General features: G+C 63.0%; 17 protein-coding genes. 9 read left to right on the plus strand and 8 right to left on the minus strand.

What is annotated here, in order from left to right; all coding sequences use genetic code 11:
- Window positions 1-36 precede the first annotated feature (36 nt).
- Window positions 37-771 (minus strand): IclR family transcriptional regulator, encoded by a 735-nt coding sequence (locus tag AAGS40_RS24850; protein ID WP_345817112.1) that lies wholly within the window; start codon window positions 769-771, stop codon window positions 37-39.
- A 214-nt stretch (window positions 772-985) separates the two neighbouring features.
- On the opposite strand from AAGS40_RS24850, the gene AAGS40_RS24855 reads away from it, so the two are divergent.
- From AAGS40_RS24855 to AAGS40_RS24880, 6 genes are read left to right on the plus strand one after another with little or no spacing between them, the layout of a single operon-like run.
- Complete coding sequence (locus AAGS40_RS24855; RefSeq protein WP_345817113.1) at window positions 986-2,209, plus strand: CoA transferase; 1,224 nt, start codon at window positions 986-988, stop codon at window positions 2,207-2,209.
- 25 nt (window positions 2,210-2,234) lie between these two features.
- Complete coding sequence (locus AAGS40_RS24860) at window positions 2,235-3,320, plus strand: TauD/TfdA family dioxygenase (protein ID WP_345817114.1); 1,086 nt, start codon at window positions 2,235-2,237, stop codon at window positions 3,318-3,320.
- A gap of 22 nt (window positions 3,321-3,342) precedes the next feature.
- The gene (locus AAGS40_RS24865) at window positions 3,343-4,209 is read left to right on the plus strand and encodes a CoA ester lyase (RefSeq protein WP_345817115.1); all 867 of its coding nucleotides are present in this window, start codon (window positions 3,343-3,345) and stop codon (window positions 4,207-4,209) included.
- Between the two features lie 38 nt (window positions 4,210-4,247).
- Complete coding sequence (locus AAGS40_RS24870; protein ID WP_345817116.1) at window positions 4,248-5,528, plus strand: 3-isopropylmalate dehydratase large subunit; 1,281 nt, start codon at window positions 4,248-4,250, stop codon at window positions 5,526-5,528.
- Window positions 5,525-6,049, plus strand: coding sequence for a 3-isopropylmalate dehydratase (locus tag AAGS40_RS24875; RefSeq protein WP_345817117.1), 525 nt, complete (start codon window positions 5,525-5,527; stop codon window positions 6,047-6,049). Before AAGS40_RS24870 ends, AAGS40_RS24875 begins: the two co-directional genes overlap by 4 nt.
- A complete protein-coding gene (locus tag AAGS40_RS24880) occupies window positions 6,046-6,912 on the plus strand; it encodes an oxaloacetate decarboxylase (protein ID WP_345817118.1) in 867 nt (288 codons plus the stop codon). Before AAGS40_RS24875 ends, AAGS40_RS24880 begins: the two co-directional genes overlap by 4 nt.
- Window positions 6,913-6,938: 26 nt before the next feature.
- Here the strand turns inward: AAGS40_RS24880 and AAGS40_RS24885 are convergent, their stop codons facing one another.
- From AAGS40_RS24885 to AAGS40_RS24915, 7 genes are all read right to left on the minus strand, one after another.
- Window positions 6,939-7,703 (minus strand): ABC transporter ATP-binding protein, encoded by a 765-nt coding sequence (locus tag AAGS40_RS24885; RefSeq protein WP_345817119.1) that lies wholly within the window; start codon window positions 7,701-7,703, stop codon window positions 6,939-6,941.
- A complete protein-coding gene (locus tag AAGS40_RS24890) occupies window positions 7,700-8,578 on the minus strand; it encodes an ABC transporter ATP-binding protein (RefSeq protein ID WP_345817120.1) in 879 nt (292 codons plus the stop codon). Before AAGS40_RS24890 ends, AAGS40_RS24885 begins: the two co-directional genes overlap by 4 nt.
- 1 nt (window position 8,579) lies before the next feature.
- A complete protein-coding gene (gene nikC / locus AAGS40_RS24895) occupies window positions 8,580-9,494 on the minus strand; it encodes a nickel transporter permease (RefSeq protein ID WP_345817586.1) in 915 nt (304 codons plus the stop codon).
- 64 nt (window positions 9,495-9,558) lie between these two features.
- Window positions 9,559-10,629: an ABC transporter permease gene (locus AAGS40_RS24900; RefSeq protein ID WP_345817121.1), complete on the minus strand. Its 1,071-nt coding sequence runs from the start codon at window positions 10,627-10,629 to the stop codon at window positions 9,559-9,561.
- Between the two features lie 55 nt (window positions 10,630-10,684).
- Window positions 10,685-12,292, minus strand: coding sequence for an ABC transporter substrate-binding protein (locus AAGS40_RS24905; protein ID WP_345817122.1), 1,608 nt, complete (start codon window positions 12,290-12,292; stop codon window positions 10,685-10,687).
- Between the two features lie 564 nt (window positions 12,293-12,856).
- Window positions 12,857-13,498 carry a DUF1109 domain-containing protein gene (locus AAGS40_RS24910; protein ID WP_345817123.1) on the minus strand — a complete coding sequence of 214 codons (642 nt, stop codon included), beginning with the start codon at window positions 13,496-13,498 and terminating at the stop codon, window positions 12,857-12,859.
- Complete coding sequence (locus AAGS40_RS24915) at window positions 13,495-14,067, minus strand: sigma-70 family RNA polymerase sigma factor (protein ID WP_345817124.1); 573 nt, start codon at window positions 14,065-14,067, stop codon at window positions 13,495-13,497. The genes AAGS40_RS24910 and AAGS40_RS24915 overlap by 4 nt, the downstream gene beginning before the upstream one ends.
- 223 nt (window positions 14,068-14,290) lie before the next feature.
- Here AAGS40_RS24915 and AAGS40_RS24920 point away from each other — a divergent pair, with 223 nt between their 5' ends.
- From AAGS40_RS24920 to AAGS40_RS24930, 3 genes are all read left to right on the plus strand, one after another.
- Complete coding sequence (locus tag AAGS40_RS24920; protein WP_345817125.1) at window positions 14,291-14,542, plus strand: pentapeptide MXKDX repeat protein; 252 nt, start codon at window positions 14,291-14,293, stop codon at window positions 14,540-14,542.
- 147 nt (window positions 14,543-14,689) lie between these two features.
- Window positions 14,690-15,316, plus strand: coding sequence for a cytochrome b/b6 domain-containing protein (locus AAGS40_RS24925; RefSeq protein WP_345817126.1), 627 nt, complete (start codon window positions 14,690-14,692; stop codon window positions 15,314-15,316).
- A gap of 22 nt (window positions 15,317-15,338) precedes the next feature.
- Entirely contained in the window at window positions 15,339-16,115 is a 777-nt protein-coding gene (locus AAGS40_RS24930) for a molybdopterin-dependent oxidoreductase (protein ID WP_345817127.1), read from the plus strand.
- The last annotated feature ends 28 nt before the right edge of the window (window positions 16,116-16,143 follow it).

The raw sequence follows: 16,143 nt of genomic DNA on the forward strand, positions 1-16,143 counted from the left end.
TACGGGCGCAGCAAATACGGGCGCGGCGACGCTCGGCTAGACGCCATCGTACGGCGCGAAGGGCGGCTCGAACGGCGTCGTGTCTCCGCCCAGCGCCCGGGTCAGTGCCGCCCCGGCTTCCATGACCTTCGGCAGATAGGTGTCGAACGCCTTGCGGTCGAAACGGAAACGCGGAATGCCAAGCGAGATTGCGCAGACCAGTTCCTGTCCGGTGCGAAACACCGGACACGCGATCGCGGCGCTTTCCACCTCGCGCTCACCGAGCGACACGCAATAACCGTTCTCCCGAACCTTGTTCAGATGAGCTTTTTTCGACTGCCCGGAAAACGCGCGCAATACGTGTCCGGCCGCGCCCGCTTCCAGCGTCAGGCGTTCGCCTTCGCGGACGTGCATGCGCACCGAGCGTTGCCATTCGACGCGATACAGGCACAGCCGCTCGTCGCCTTCACGCACGTAGACGGCCGCCGTCTCGCCCGTTTCCTTGACGAGTGTACGCAGGACCGGCAACGCGTAGTCGCGCAAACGGAACGAGCTCTGATAAATCATTCCGAGGTGAAACAGCATGGGTCCGAGCATGTAGCGACCGTCTTCCAATCGCTTGAGATAGCCGAAGTGCTCGAGCGACTCGCACAGCCGCAGGATGGTGCTGTGGTAGAGGCCCGTTGCGTTGGTGAGATCGGTGAGCGTCATGCCATCGATGCTGTCTTCGAAGGCTTTGAGTATCGAAAGCGCGCGGTTGACCGCGGCTACGCCAGGTTCTTCAGTTGCCATTGCTGTTTCCGGTTGTCTGCGCCGATGCCCGCCGGGCTTGCCGAGCGGGCGTCTGGCCCGCAAGGATGAACGATTTCAAAAGCCCGTGCAACATCGCCGCCGTCGTTCACGTTTCCATAAAATAGACATCATGTCTATTTACGTGGATAATGATTTCAGGCCGGCCGCTCCGGCGTGTAGAGGAAACGCGGTAAAACGCGAGAGGACGCAGACCATGCATCGCAAAAGCTTCGACGCAACGCATTCCGGGCCGCTTCGCGGCGTGAAGGTGGTCGACCTGTCACGGCTCGTCGCGGGCAACATGCTCACGTTGCAACTCGCGGATTTCGGTGCGGAAGTGATCAAGGTCGAGCCATTGAAAGGCGACACGTTGCGCGCATTCCGTACGAAAGGCGCCGAGGTGTTCTGGAAAGCGTACGCACGCAACAAGAAAAGCGTGTGCATCGATTTTCGTCACGAGACGGCGGCAAGCATGATCGAAAGTCTCGTGCGCGATGCCGACCTGCTCGTGGAAAGTTTCAAGCCCGGCACGCTGGAAAAGATGGGGCTCGCGCCGCACACGCTAATGGCCGCCAATCCAAAGCTCGTGATCGTGCGGGTGTCGGGCTGGGGGCAGACGGGGCCGTACAGGCATCGGCCCGGATTCGGCACGCTGGTCGAGGGCTACTCGGGCTTCGCGGCCATGAACGGTTTCAGCGACCGTGAGCCCGTGCTGCCGCCCATGTTCCTCGGCGACATGACGGCGGGACTGTATGGCGCGCACGCGGCGATGGTTGCGCTGTGGGAAACGCGTGTGAACGGCGGCAACGGGCAGGTGGTCGACCTTTCGCTGTTCGACCCGATGATCTCCATTCTTGGCCCGCAAGTGGCGAACTTCCAGATCACGGGCCGTGTAAAAGCGCGCACCGGAAGCCGCTCGAGCACGACCGCGCCGCGCAATACGTATGAAACGGCGGACCACAAGTGGCTGTGCGTGTCGACGTCCACGCAGACCATGGCCGAGCGTCTGTTCGCTGCAATCGGTTGCGAAGATATGAATGCGGATCCGCGTTACGAGACCAACACCACGCGCCTGCAACATGTCGAGGAAGTCGACCGCGTGGTCGGCGGGTTTATCAAGGCGCGCACGCTCGCAGAGAACCTCGCGTTTTTCGAGCGCGCGGAGGTCACGGCGGGGCCGGTCTACGAAGCAAGCGATCTGGCTCAGGACGACTACGTCAGCGAGCGGGAGAGCCTCGTGGAAATCGAGGACGATGAGCTGGGCCATGTCGCGGTGCATAACGTCGTGGCGCGTCTGTCGGGCACGCCCGGCGGCTTCATCCGTCCCGCACCGCATAAAGGCGAGCATTCCCGCGAAATTCTGGCGCCGCTGCTCGGCGAGCGGGCGCTCGACGAACTTATCGGCTGCGGCGCCGTGATCGATGCCGCGCGCGTCTGAACTCTCACATTACAAGGAGCATGAAATGAATCGCGTTGGACAACCGATCGTCTCCCCGGCGGCATGGAAAGGACCCGAACTCGACTGGATGCGCGAAGGACTGCATGTGCTCACCGAAGCGGAAATCGCGGAAATCGATGCCGCGCTCGTGCATCTGCTTTCGCTGGGTGACATCGATTTCCCCGACATCAGTCCCCAGACGTTCCCGCTGGAAACGATGGGACGCTTCATGCGGGAACTGCCGGCGTTCCTGCGCAACGGCCGCGGTTTCATGATGCTGCGCGGTCTGCCGCGCGAGCGCTATTCCGACGACGACATGACGCGCATTTACTTCGGGCTCGGCTCGTACATCAGCAAGCCGGTCACGCAATCGTATCTTGGCGATGTGCTCGGCCATGTCGTGAACGTGAGCGACTACGAGCCGAAGTCACGCGGCTACCGCAAGGGCGGCGGCCAGTTGATGCACACCGATTCGTGCGACATCATCGGCCTGATGTGCTTGCGTACCGCCATTTCTGGCGGCGAAAGTCGCATCTCGAGCGCGCTCGCCGTGCACAACGAACTGTTGCGCACGCGGCCCGACCTGCTCGACACGCTGCGCGAAGGGCTATTCCTGAAGCGAACCGACGAAGACGGCCGGCGCGCAACGCGCACCTTCAGCGAGCACAAGGTGCCGTTCTTCACCGACACCGCCGGCGAAGTGATCTGCTATCTGCCGACAGGCTATGCGCGTCTCGCGGAGAAGAGCGGACAGTGCCCGTTTAGCGAACTCGAATCGGAAGCGCTTTACACGGTGCGCAAGATCGCGGCATCGCCGGAGTTTTATCTCGACATGGGCTTTCGCGACGGCGATATCCAGTTTCTCAACAACCGGGTGCTGGTGCACGGCCGCACGGATTACCAGGACGCCGAGCCGCTTGCTCAACGCCGTCATCTGCTGCGGCTGTGGCTCACGGTGGCCGACTGGCCTGCCATGCCCGACTCGCAGGTATTTCACAAGCCAGAGGATTTGCGCATGTGGGCGCAGTATCGGCGCCCGTTTGCGGAGTTGCCTTCAACGCACGACCGCCTGCTGCTCGAATCGGGCGAAGTCGCGAAGATGGTGGATTGACGCCGCGCGAACGGAGACCCCTATGCCCACGCCACTCAAAATGCGCAGCAAACTGTTCGTGCCCGCCTGCCGGCCGGAATTTTTCGACAAAGCCGCCGCGAGCGATGCGGATGCGCTTTCCATCGATCTCGAAGACTCGGTCGCGGAGCACGACAAGGTTCGCGCCCGCGAAGCCGCCGTTGCATGGCTTGCGAGGGTGGGGTCCGTCGACAAGACGATTATCGTGCGGGTAAATGGCATGGGAACGCCGCCTTTCGAGGCGGACCTGCAAGCCGTCGTCAAACAGGGACTCGACATCGTCAATGTGCCGAAGATCGAATCGGCCGAGGACGTGCGCAAGATCGATACGCTGCTCGAAGCACTCGAATCGCGCGCTGGACTGTCGCGCCGGGTTCTTCTGCTCGCCAACATCGAATCGCCGAAGGGTTTGCGTTGTGCCGCGGAAATCGCCCTGGCGAGCGATCGTGTAATGGGCCTGCAGATCGGATATGGCGATCTGTTCGAGCCGTATGGTGTCGATCGACATCAGCGTGCGGCGCTCGATCATGTGAGGGTCAAGGTGCGATTCGCGGCGGCTGAGGCGGGCATCGACGCCTACGATGGCGCGTTTGGCCGTGTCGCCGATCTCGACGGTTTCGCGCAGGAGTCGCAAGACGCTCGCGCACTGGGTTTCGCCGGCAAGACGTGCGTGCATCCCCGGCAGATTGCGGCGGCGAACCTCATTTTCGGGCCGAGCGCCGAGCAGATCGCGTTCGCGCGCCGTGTCGTCGAGGCCTGGGGTGCGGCGCTTGCGCGCGGTCATGGTGCCGTGTCGGTGGATGGGGTGATGATCGACCAGCCTTACGCGGCACGCGCTGCGCAATTGTGCGCGATGGCCGAAGCCATCTGAAACCCGTGTCCGCAGGTTAAATGTCGAAGGACGCAACGATGCTGCATACACAAACGCGTGCGCAAACGCTGGCGCAGAAGTTGATCGCAAAGGCTTGCGGGCGTGACGCGGTCGCCGTGGGCGACATCGTCACCTGCGAAGTCGATCTCGCGATGTTCCATGACTCGAGCGGGCCGCGCAGACTTAAGCCGATGCTCGACGAACTGGGCGCGCAGATCTGGGACACATCGAAAATCGTGCTCGTGATCGACCACTACGTGCCCGAAGCCGACGACGAATCGCGCCGTATCGTGCGCATCGCACGGGACTGGGCGAAGCAGCAGGCTTTGCCCCACGTGTACGACAGCGTCGGCATCTGCCACGTGGTCCTGCCGGAGCGCGGGCACTTGCGGCCCGGCATGTTCTGCGTCGGCGGCGATTCCCATTCGCCTACCGGCGGTGCGTTCGGCGCGTATATGTTCGGCATCGGCAGCACCGAAATGCTGGGCGTCGTGGTGTCGGGGCAAATCTGGGTGAAGGTGCCCGAGACGCTGCGCATGCGCTGGCATGCACGGCTCGCGCGCGGCGTGACCGCGAAAGACATGATGCTGCACATGATCGGCCGCTTCGGGATGAATGGCGCGCGCTATCAGGCCGTCGAGTTCTGCGGCGAAGCGGTCGCGGCGCTGTCGATGCAGGAACGCATGACGCTTTCGAATATCAGCGCAGAAATGGGCGCCCAGGCCGGCCTGATCGCGCCCGACGCCGTGACGCTCGACTATCTTCGCTCAGCCGGCGTCACGCATGAAATCGACGTCGCCCGCTGGCAAAGCGATGCCGACGCCGCTGCCGAAACGCATGAGTTCGATGCTGCCGCGCTCGCGCCGCAAGTGGCCGCGCCGCATAGTCCCGCGAATACGGATGACGTGCAGGCGTTCGGCAACGTCGAGGTGCAGCTCGCCTATGTCGGCGCATGCACGGGCGCGAAGCTCGACGACCTGCGTGCGGCCGCGACCGTGCTCAAAGGCCGGAAAGTCGCGCGAGGGGTGCGCCTCGTCGTTGCGCCCGCCAGCCTGCGCGACCAGGAGGCCGCGACGCGAGAAGGCGTGATGGCCATTCTCGAAGCCGCGGGCGCGCAGGTGCTGGCCACCTCGTGCGGCGCATGTTCGGGCTATGGCGGCCAGATCCCCGAAGGCAGCACCGTGATCTCCACTACCGCGCGCAACTTCAAAGGTCGTATGGGCGCGGAGACGGCGCAGGTGTATCTGGGGTCTCCCTATACCGTGGCAGCCTCTGCGCTGCGCGGACACATCACCGATCCGCGCGAGGTGCTCGCATGAGTGAGGAGACGAACACGAACGCAGACGACGTGCAGCCGCATCGCGTATGGCGTGTCGGCGCGGATATCGACACGGACGCGCTGGCTCCCGGCGCATACATGAAATTCGGCATCGACGAGATCGCGAGACATTGTCTGCACCGGCAGCGCGCGGACTTCGCCGCCAACGTGCAACCGGGCGATGTCGTCGTGGCAGGGGCGAACTTTGGAATCGGCTCGTCGCGCGAACAGGCGCCCGCCGCGCTCGTGCATCTCGGCGTGAGCGCGGTCGTCGCGCCTTCGTTCAGCGGTTTATTCTTTCGCAACGCGTTCAATGTCGGTCTCGTGCTGCTCACCTGTGCTCAGGCGGAAACGATCGACGAGGGCGAGCTGATCGCCATTGATCCGCTGCATGGTCGCATCACGCGCGAAGACGGCCGCGCGCTGCCCTGCGACCCATTGCCTGCCTTTTTGCTCGACATGGTCGCGGCGGGCGGTCTTTTCAATCTGCTCAAGCAACGCTATGGAGCGACGAACGTATGACGCGACAAACAAACGGACTCAAGGCGCTTCTCACGGAAGGCCCGGTGCTCGCGCCGGGCGTCTACGATGCGTTTTCCGCGCTGCTCGCGCAGCAGGCCGGATTCAATGCGTTGTATCTGTCGGGTGCGTCGATCGCGTACACCCGCCTCGGGCGTTCCGATGTCGGACTCACCACCTTCACCGAAGTCGCGGATACCCTTGCGCGCATCACGGAGCGCGTCGCGCTGCCGGTGATCGTCGACGGCGATACGGGTTTTGGCAATGCGCTCAATGTGCAGCGCACCGTGCGCGGTTTCGAGCGGGCGGGCGCGTCGATGATCCAGCTCGAAGACCAGACGTTCCCCAAGCGCTGCGGGCATCTGGACGGCAAGAGCGTGATTCCCGTCAACGAGATGTGCGGCAAGCTGCGCGCCGCGGTCGATGCCCGCACGGACCCGAACACGCTGATCCTTGCGCGCACAGACGCGCTGGCGGTGGAAGGACTCGACGCCGCCCTCGATCGCGCCGAGCGCTATCTGGAAGCGGGCGCTGACGCGCTGTTCGTGGAAGCGTTGCGCTCCGCCGAGCAGATGGACGCCGCGTGCGGCCGGTTCGCGTCGCGCGTGCCGTTGCTCGCCAACATGGTGGAAGGCGGCAAAACGCCGGTGCAGAGCGTGCAGGCGCTCGCGGCGCGGGGCTTTCGTATCGTGATCTTTCCGGGCGGTGCGGCGCGCGCGGTCGCGCATACGCTACGTGGTTTCTACGACAGTTTGCATGAGCACGGCACGACTGCGCCGTGGCAAGACCGCATGGTGAAGTTCGACGAGTTGAACGAAATCATCGGTACGCCTGCATTAATGGACGAAGCGCGACGTTACGAGTGAAGGGTAGCGCGCGGCACACACGCCATTCAGAGTGTCCGAAGCGGCTTGCGCTGATAGCCTGTGGTCGCAAGAAGCAGGCTGCGCGTGTACTCATGCTCGACCTGCTGCGCGCGAACGGAAGCGATATCGCACTGCTCGACGATCTCACCGTTGCGCATGACCGCGACGCGCGAGCAGAGAAAGCCGACCACGGCCAGGTTGTGGCTCACGAGTACCATCGTCAGATGGCGCTCCCGGTGAAGCCGTCGCAGCAGATTGAGAATTTCGGCCTGCACCGACACATCGAGCGCGGACGTCGGCTCGTCGAGCAGCAGCACGCGCGGTTCGAGAATCAATGCGCGTGCAATCGACACACGCTGCCGCTGGCCCCCTGACAACTGATGCGGGTAGCGGAAGCGATACGCCGGACCCAGCCCGACCTCGTGCAGCGCGTTGACGATGCGCTCGTCCTGGCGGTCGATGCCGTTGATGGCGAGCGGCTCGCGCAAGGTCTGATCGACCGTAAAGCGCGGATGCAGCGACCCGTACGGATCCTGGAAGACCATCTGCACGTCGCGTCGAAACGAGCGGTCTATTTTTTTGCCGGGCACATGCGAGCCGATCTTCATGTTGCCGCCGGCGACGGGTGCGAGGCCGGCGAGTGCGCGCAGGATTGTCGACTTGCCCGATCCGGATTCGCCGACCAGCCCGAACACTTCGCCTTCCCCGACATGAAAATTGGCGTTGCGCACGGCGTCGAGGTAGCCGGTCTTCGTTTTGAAGCGGACCGTCAGGGCGTTGACGTCGATCATGCCGCTGCTCCTGTCGATGGCGTGAGCCACGCGGCGTCGCGCTTCAAGACAGGCAGTTCAGCGGGCGGGTTGACGAGCGGAGGATTCGCCGCAAGCAGGCCGCGCGTGTAAGGGTGCTGCGCGTGAATGAGATCGCGTGCCGCGCAGGTCTCCACCACGCGCCCCGCGTACATGACCACGACACGGTCGCAGAACGACATGACGAGCGGCAGGTCATGGCTGATGAAAATGAGGCCCGTGTCGTGCTTTTCGATCATTTCGTCGAGAATGCCGAGCACCTGCACGGAGACGAGCACGTCGAGCGCACTGGTCGGTTCGTCGGCGACGAGGAGCCGCGGGCCGGAGGACACCATCATCGCGATCATCACGCGCTGTCCCATGCCGCCTGACAACTCGTGCGGGTAGGTATCGGCGACGCGCTCCGGATGGCGGATGTGCACCGCGGCCAATGCCGCGATGATCTTCTCGCGCATCTCGCGGCGGCCGAGCTTTGGACCGTGCAGGCCGAACGCTTCGCGCATCTGCTGCTCGACGGTCATCACCGGGTTCAGCGAGTATTTCGGGTCCTGCAGGATCATGCCCATCTGCTTGCCGCACAGTTGCCGGCGCTGATGTGCTGGCATCGCCAGCAGATCCTGGCCGTCGAACTTCATCGCCTTCGCATGGCATTGCGCGCCAGGCGGCAACAGGCCGAGCAGCGCGCGTCCTGACAGCGATTTGCCCGAACCGGATTCGCCGACAATGCCAAGCCGCTCGCCGCGGCCGAGCGTCAGCGACAGGCCGCGCACAGCCTGGGTCACTTCGCCGTCGTGCCCGCGAAAGCCCACTCGCAGGTCGTCGATTTCACATAAGGGTGAGTTCATCTGGGCCGGCATGTCAGCTTCCGTGGCGGGGATCGAAGACGTCGCGCAGACCGTCGCCGAGCAGGTTGAACGCGAGACTGACGAGCAGGATGGCCATGCCTGGAATCGTGGCCACCCACCACGAATCGAGCAGCACGTTGCGGCCCGAAGCGACCATGTAGCCCCATTCGGGGCTCGGCGGTTGCGCGCCGAGCCCAAGAAACCCGAGACCCGCGACGGTGAGGATGATGCCGGCCATGTCGAGCGTCGCACGCACGATCACCGACGACGAGCACAGCGGCACGATATAGCGCAACAGAATGCGCATCCGCGACGCCCCCTGCAAGCGCGCGACATGAATGAAATCCGCTTGCACGAGCCGCAGGGTTTCCGCGCGCGCGAGACGGGCATAAGCCGGCCACGCGGTGATCGAGATCGCGATGACCGCGTTGAACACACCCGGCCCGAGCGCGGCCGCAAACGCAAGTGCGAGCACGATTTTAGGGAATGCGAGGGCCACGTCGGTGACGCGCATCAATACGTTATCGACCCAGCCGCCGAAGAAGCCTGCGGTAGTGCCGATCAGCAGGCCGATTGGAACCACGATCACCACGACGAGAATCGCGATGGAAAGCGTGAGCCGCGAACCGTACATGAGCCGCGAGAGAATGTCGCGGCCAAGCTGATCGGTACCTAACCAGTGCGACGGCGAACCGGGCGGCAAAAGACGATCGGAGAGCACCTGCTGCAATGGATCGTGCGGTGCAATCAGTGGCCCGACGGCTGCGACGAGGATCAGCAACGCGAGAATCACCAGCCCGAAAACAGACAGTGGATTGCCTGCGAAGCGCCGCCAGCGCCGATAGGCGAGCCCGAGCGCAGCCTGCCTGCGTGATGCGGGCGTATCGCTCAGCAACCAGTTTTTCCATCGTCGGGGCGCTGGATTCATCGGCCAGTCCTGCAGTTGCATTGATTGCTCCAGGCGCAGAAGCGCGGAAGAAGCGTCCCGAACATCAGCGGGCACGCGGATCGAACACACGGTACAGTGCATCCGTCAGCAGATTGAGCGCAATGAACGTGACGCCGATCACGAGTGTGCTGCCGAGCACGGCGTTCATATCGGCATTGAGCAGCGCGCCCGTCAGATACGATCCAATACCTGGCCACGCGAAGACGATTTCCGTCAGCACGGAGCCTTCCAGCAGATAGCTGTACGTGAGCGCGATGATGGTCAGAAGCGGCACGGCGATGTTGCCGAACGCGTGACGCCAGATCACCCGGCGCTCGGGCAAGCCCTTTGCGCGCGCCGTGGTGATGTATTCCTGATTCAGCTGTTCGAGCATGAACGAACGCGTCATCCGGCTCAGATAAGCGACCGAGTAGTAACCGAGAATCGCCGCAGGCAGCGCGATATGGGACACCGCGTTGAAAAACACGTCCCATTCGCCGGCGATCAGCGAATCGACCAGCAGGCTGCCGGTATGCGTATCGACCATCCCGTCGAAAACGGGGTCGACGCGCCCCGGGCCAGCTACCCAGTGCAGCTTCGCGTAGAACAGCAACAGTCCCATCAGTCCAAGCCAGAATACCGGCACCGAACTGCCGACGAGCCCGACAAAGCGTGCAACGTGATCGATCCAGCGGTTGTGGCGCACGGCGGCGATTACGCCCAGCGGCACGCCGATCAGCACGCCGATGAGGGTCGCGAGGGTCGCGAGTTCGAGCGTCGCAGGGAACACACGCTGGATGTCTTCCAGAACAGGGTGCGCTGTGAGTAGCGACATCCCGAGGTTGCCGTGCAGCACGTCGCGTACATAGATCAGGAACTGCACGGAGAGCGGCCTGTCGAGTCCGAGTTGCAGGCGTGCCGCCGCGTAGGCGGCCGCCGACGCACGATCGCCGAGAATCGCCAGAACCGGGTCGACCGGTATTTTGCGGCCGATCACGAACGTGACGGCCAGCAAGCCGGTGAAGGTGATCGCGAGCGTGAAGCTCCAGCGCACGAGGCGCAGGGCCCAGCGCACGCCGGCGCTATCCGCCGAAAGCGCCCGCATGCGTTCGAGAGCCGTGAGAGAAGTCGACATGATGGATTCCCCGTCCGCAGGCGAAACCAGCGAAGCTTCGCCTGCGCGCCCTGCGTTACTGCTTCTTCAGGTCACGATACGACACGAGGTCGTTGATCGGACCCACTTCGAGCCCCGTCACGCCAGGGCGCGCGGCGACCTGCGAGACCTGCTGGAACATGATCACGAAGGGTGAGTTTGCAAGCATCTGCTTCTGCATGGTCTGATAGAGCTCCGCGCGTCTCGTGGTAGAGGATTCCGCGAGCGCCGCGTTGGTTTCCTTCGTCAGATCGGGAATATCCCACGAGTTGCGCCACGCGAGCATCTTGTACGCCGACTTGTCGGAGTTATCCGGGTTCCAGGCGAAGCCCTGCGCGTTGCTGTGCGGGTCGATATAGTCCGCCGACCATTCGCCGATATAAATGTCGTGCGAACGGGAGCGGTACTTCGCAAGCGTCTGTTTGTTGTCGCCCGGAATGATCTGCACCTTGATGCCGCCCTGCGCGAGATTGGCCTGCACGGCTTCGGCGATTTCGCTGTACGGGTAGCCGTTGCGCACGTCCATGGTCACGGAAAAGCCATTTGGAAGTCCGGCTTTGGCCAGCAGTGCCTTGGCCTTCGCGACGTTCTGCTGATACGGATTGGCGTTCAGCACGCCGAGAAAGCCTTCCGGAAGAAACGTCTCGTGGACCTTGTAAGTTGTCTTCGCAACGTTGCTCTGGATGCCGTTGTAGTCGATCAGCCACTTCATCGCTTCCTGAACTTCCGGCTTTGCCAGGTTCGGATTCTTCACGTTGAGGCCGAGGTACAGAAGCGTCGCCTGCGGCACCGCGCTCACCCGCGCTTTACCGGATTTTGTCAGCGCGGCGAGATCGTCGGGGCTCAGATTGCGCGCTACGTCGATATCGCCGTTCTCCAACAGCAGGCGCTGGCTCGATGCTTCGGGCACGTGGCGCAGCACAATGCGCTTCATGGCGAGCGGCACGCGATAGCCGTCGAAACGCTGCAAGACGATGCTGTCGTTGGCCGTCCACTTGACGAGCTTATAGGCGCCGGAGCCCGCCTCGTTCGTGCGCAGCCAGTCGTTGCCAAAGTCATTGCCTTTCTGATGCGAGAGCAGCAACTGCTTGTCCACCACGGATGCAGGCCACGCGCCAAGCACGTTCAGCACAAACGTCGGCGCGTATTTCTGGTCGGTTGTGACACTGACAGTCGTGTCGTCAATCTTCTTCACGTGATTGAGCACGTTCTCCCTGGTCAGGCCGATGCCTTGCAGCACGGCGGCCGCACCTTTGTCGAGCAGAACCGTGCGCTGGATCGACCACGCGACGTCGTCGGCGGTCAACGGATTGCCGGAGTGGAACTTCAGACCCGGCCGGATCCTGAAGGTGAAAGTCAGACCGTCGGGGCTGACGGTCCACGATTGCGCAACGTCGCCATTGAATTTTGCCGGGTCTTTCAGATCGACTCGCACCAGCCGGTCATAGGTATTCGCCACGTATTCTTCGGGCACCAGTTCGTAGACTTCGCCGGGATCGAGCGTGGTGAATTCGTCGAGGAAAGTCGCCATCACGAACATGTCTTTCGGCGTCGCCGCCGCAGCGGGGCCGGCCGCGCCCATCGAAAGGGTCAAGGCGGAGACGATTGCTGCTGCCGTCAGTGCATTGCGCAATACCAGTTTCATACTCGCTCCATAAAGGGAAATGGGGTAGAGCAGGAGGAACAATATCAATGGGACATTCGGAAGCTACGACATGACACGCAAACGGGCAGGAACCGGATCAGCGATCGAGCCGCTTGAATCCGCCAGGCGGTGCATGGTTCGGCCGCTTCAGGAAACCCGTGCGTGCGTTTGTGTCGCCGCACCTTGATGGACATGCTGATTTCAATGTGCGACGCGTCCTTGTGAGCGGGATGGAGGAGGACCGTAACCGAAGCGGGCATCACGACGCTTCGCATCTTGAGAAGGGCGGACGCCGCGTGCGTCGGCGACGCTGTTCCGGCGGCCTCGGTCCGGGCGGGGCCGCCGCCGCATCGGGCAAAAACCCGCCTCTTTCATTCCGGCAAGCGTCGTGCCGTAGTCAACGGCGATCTTCGACTGCGTCTTAGCGCTTCTGCTCGTTCAGCAGCCCATGCATGGCTGTGCGGCATCGCGACAAAATGCTCGGCCATTATAGGCATTTTGCCCGCAGCCGTTTTACCAGACGCGCTCTGTACACCGACGCGAAGCCGGCGATATGGCTGCCCGTCACCAGCGCAACCAGCGCGGGCCGAGCAGCGCGCCCGTCACCGTCGGTATCGCCATGCCGAGCACATACCACGTCCCCCAGAAAGGGATGCCCATTTCCGGGCAGTGCAGGCAATAGGCGAGCGTCGCCGTCGAGCCGGCGAGCAATCCGCCGACTGCACCGGATAACGCGAGCCGCGTCGGCGCGAGTCCCTTGAGCGCCCAGAAAACCGCGACGAAGCCCGGAACGGACAGCATCGCGATCAGGAACGGGCAGACGCGCCACGTCTGACCGAGCACGAGCGCGAGCCGCGCGCCGACGGGCTCCGCCATCAACGCATATGCGCCGGCGAGCCATACGGCCGCGACCGGCGCGGCAATCAGCCAGCGGCTGCCGCCCGCGCGAACACCCGGCCGAGCGAGCCGCGTCGAGGCCCACAGTGAACCGATCATCAGACAGAGCGGCAACGCAATCTTCGCCCAGAAAAGCGGCGTGAGCGCGACTTCGGCGAGGTCGCGGCGGATGCCGAGCAGTTGGACCGTGATCAGCGTTGCGCCGGCTGCGCCGACCAGCACTGCGATACCGAAGCGCCTGGCGAGCGCGTGCCGGTCTACGGGCGCGACGCCGGAGGCCAGCAGGGAAATGAAGTCATCGGTTTTCATCGCGATCCTCGAATTTTTGCCGCCAGTGCCTTGAGCCCGCGATGGACGCCGATCTTCACCGCCGACTCCGACAGCCCGGTCAGTTTCGCGGTTTCCGTCACCGACAGGCCTTCCAGCTTCACGTGCACGATCGGCAGACGCTGCCGATCGGGCAGTTGCGCCAGCAACTTCGCCACGTCGCGCTTGGCTTGCGCCGGTTCGAGATCGGGCGCGGCGAACAGTTCCGCGGCGTCGTCGAGCGGATCGTTCAGCGCGTCGTGGCGCGACCGCGTTCGAAAATAGTCGGTCAATTTATACCGCGCGATCGCGTGAATCCATGCCGTGAGCGGTTCGTCGGCGCGGTACGTCTGTCTTGCGTTGTGAACGGCCAGCAGTATGTCCTGCACGAGATCCTCGACATCGGCGGCCCGCTCGTACAGACGCCGGCGCAGAAAGCCGCGCAGATGCACAGCCAGTTCAGCGAGAAATTGCCGGTATCCGGCACTGTCGCCATCCAGGCTGCGCAGGAAGAGCGCACGCAGATGTGCCTCTTTTGCCTGCGCTGCGGAGATATCGGTAGTTCGCTTCATCGGGGGTGTCGGTTACAGGAAACAGAAGTCTATTCCATCGTCGCGTGTACTGGCGGCCAGGCGGGGGCGATTCGTGCCTCGGGCAAAAAAATTCCGGCAAGTGTAACCGCGCCACGAAACAGAGCGAACTACCTGCTGGATGCGCGACGATAACGCATCGGCTGTTGCACTCAGGCAGTCTATCTATCCAATAAGGCCGTAAAACACTCATCAAGGAGTTACCATGAAACGCATTGCAATCGCAGCAGTTGCCCTCAGCCTGCTCGCGGGCGGTGGATCGGCGTTTGCCCAGGCGAGCGGCGCCATGTCCAATGATTCGATGTCGAAAGACACGATGAGCAAGGATTCGATGGCCAAAGACACGATGTCGAAAGACGGCATGAGCAAGGACGGCATGTCGAAAGACGCGATGAAAAAGGATGGCGGCAAGATGAGTCACGACACCATGAAGAAGGGCGACGCAATGAGCCAGTAAGCTCAGGCGGGGCGCGTCGCCGGCGAGCGCCGGTGCGCGCCGGCGCGCGCCCGACGCCCTGCGCGGCCTTTATTTCAGACGCATCTTGCGGCCCCAACCAGCAGCCCACCCCGCGGCCCACCCCTTAGCCCGATCACGGAGACTAGTATGAATGCGATTCCTCGAACCGGCGTGGCACCCGACCGGCCGCGCACCATCCAGCCCGCCTGGGTTCGCATTGCGCATTGGCTCAACGCGCTGGCGGTCGTGCTGATGATGATGTCGGGATGGCGCATCTACGATGCGTCGCCCGTGTTTCATGGGTTCGACATTCCTACCGGGATCACGTTGGGTGGGTGGCTTGGCGGCGCGCTGCAATGGCACTTCGCGGCCATGTGGCTGCTGTTCTTCAACGCGCTGTTTTACCTGGCGATGAATCTGCTGACCGGGCGCATCCGCTCGAAGTTTTTCCCGCTTTCGCCGCGCGCGATCCTGCACGACCTGGGCGAGGCATTGAAAGGCCGGCTCTCTCACGCGGACGCGAGCCACTACAACGCGGTGCAAAAAGCCGCCTACCTGTTCGTGATGATCGACATCGCGGTGCTGATCGTGTCGGGTCTCGCCATCTGGAAGTCGGTGCAGTTTCCAGTCCTGCGTGAGCTGATGGGCGGCTACGACCGCGCACGCGTCGTTCACTTTTGCGCCATGGCGCTGCTCGCCGCGTTCATCGCCGTTCATCTGGTGATGGTGGCGCTCGTGCCGCGCTCGCTGCTGACCATGATTCGCGGACGCTAACGGCCTGAAGAGGACAACAATCGTGAAGCCATCTGAACAACCGACCTCCCGCATCGATCAGGCGTCGCTCAGCATTGACGTGCGCCGCGAACTCGACATGCCGTCACGGCGTCTGTTCGGCAAACGCATCCTGACGCTGGGCGGCCTCGTCATGCTGAGCGGATGCAGCCTTTCCGACGACAAATCGGTCGAAACGTTCTTATCGCGTGTGTCGCGAATGAACGACCGCGTGCAGGCGTTCCTGTTCGACCCGACGCGTCTCGCACCGACCTATTCCGAAGCACAGATCACTCGGCCGTTTCCGTTCAACGCGTTCTACGGAATCGACGACGTGCCGCACGTGGACGGCGGCGACTTTCGCCTGAAGGTGAGCGGTCTCGTGCAAAACAGAAAAGTCTGGACGCTCCCCGAACTGTATGCGTTGCCGCAAGCCGAACAGATCACGCGGCATATCTGCGTGGAAGGGTGGAGTGCGATCGGCCGGTGGGGCGGCACGCCGTTCTCTGAGTTCCTGAAACGCGTGGGCGCGGATCTGTCGGCGAAGTACGTGGGTTTCAAATGCGCGGACAATTACTATGAAAGCATCGACATGCCCACGGCGCTGCATCCTCAAACGCTGCTGACTTTCACATATGACGGCCGGCAGTTGCCTGCGCAATACGGCTATCCAATGAAACTGAGAATGCCCACGAAACTCGGCTACAAGAATCCGAAGCACATCATGGAGATCTTCGTAACCAACACGTTTCCGGGCGGCTATTGGGTCGATCAGGGTTACAACTGGTTCGGCGGGTCCTGACGCGGCCGTGATCGGCGCGGCGGCTGCG

The sequence above is a fragment of the Paraburkholderia sp. PREW-6R genome (genome assembly GCF_039621805.1).
In the GTDB taxonomy this organism is placed as follows: domain Bacteria; phylum Pseudomonadota; class Gammaproteobacteria; order Burkholderiales; family Burkholderiaceae; genus Paraburkholderia.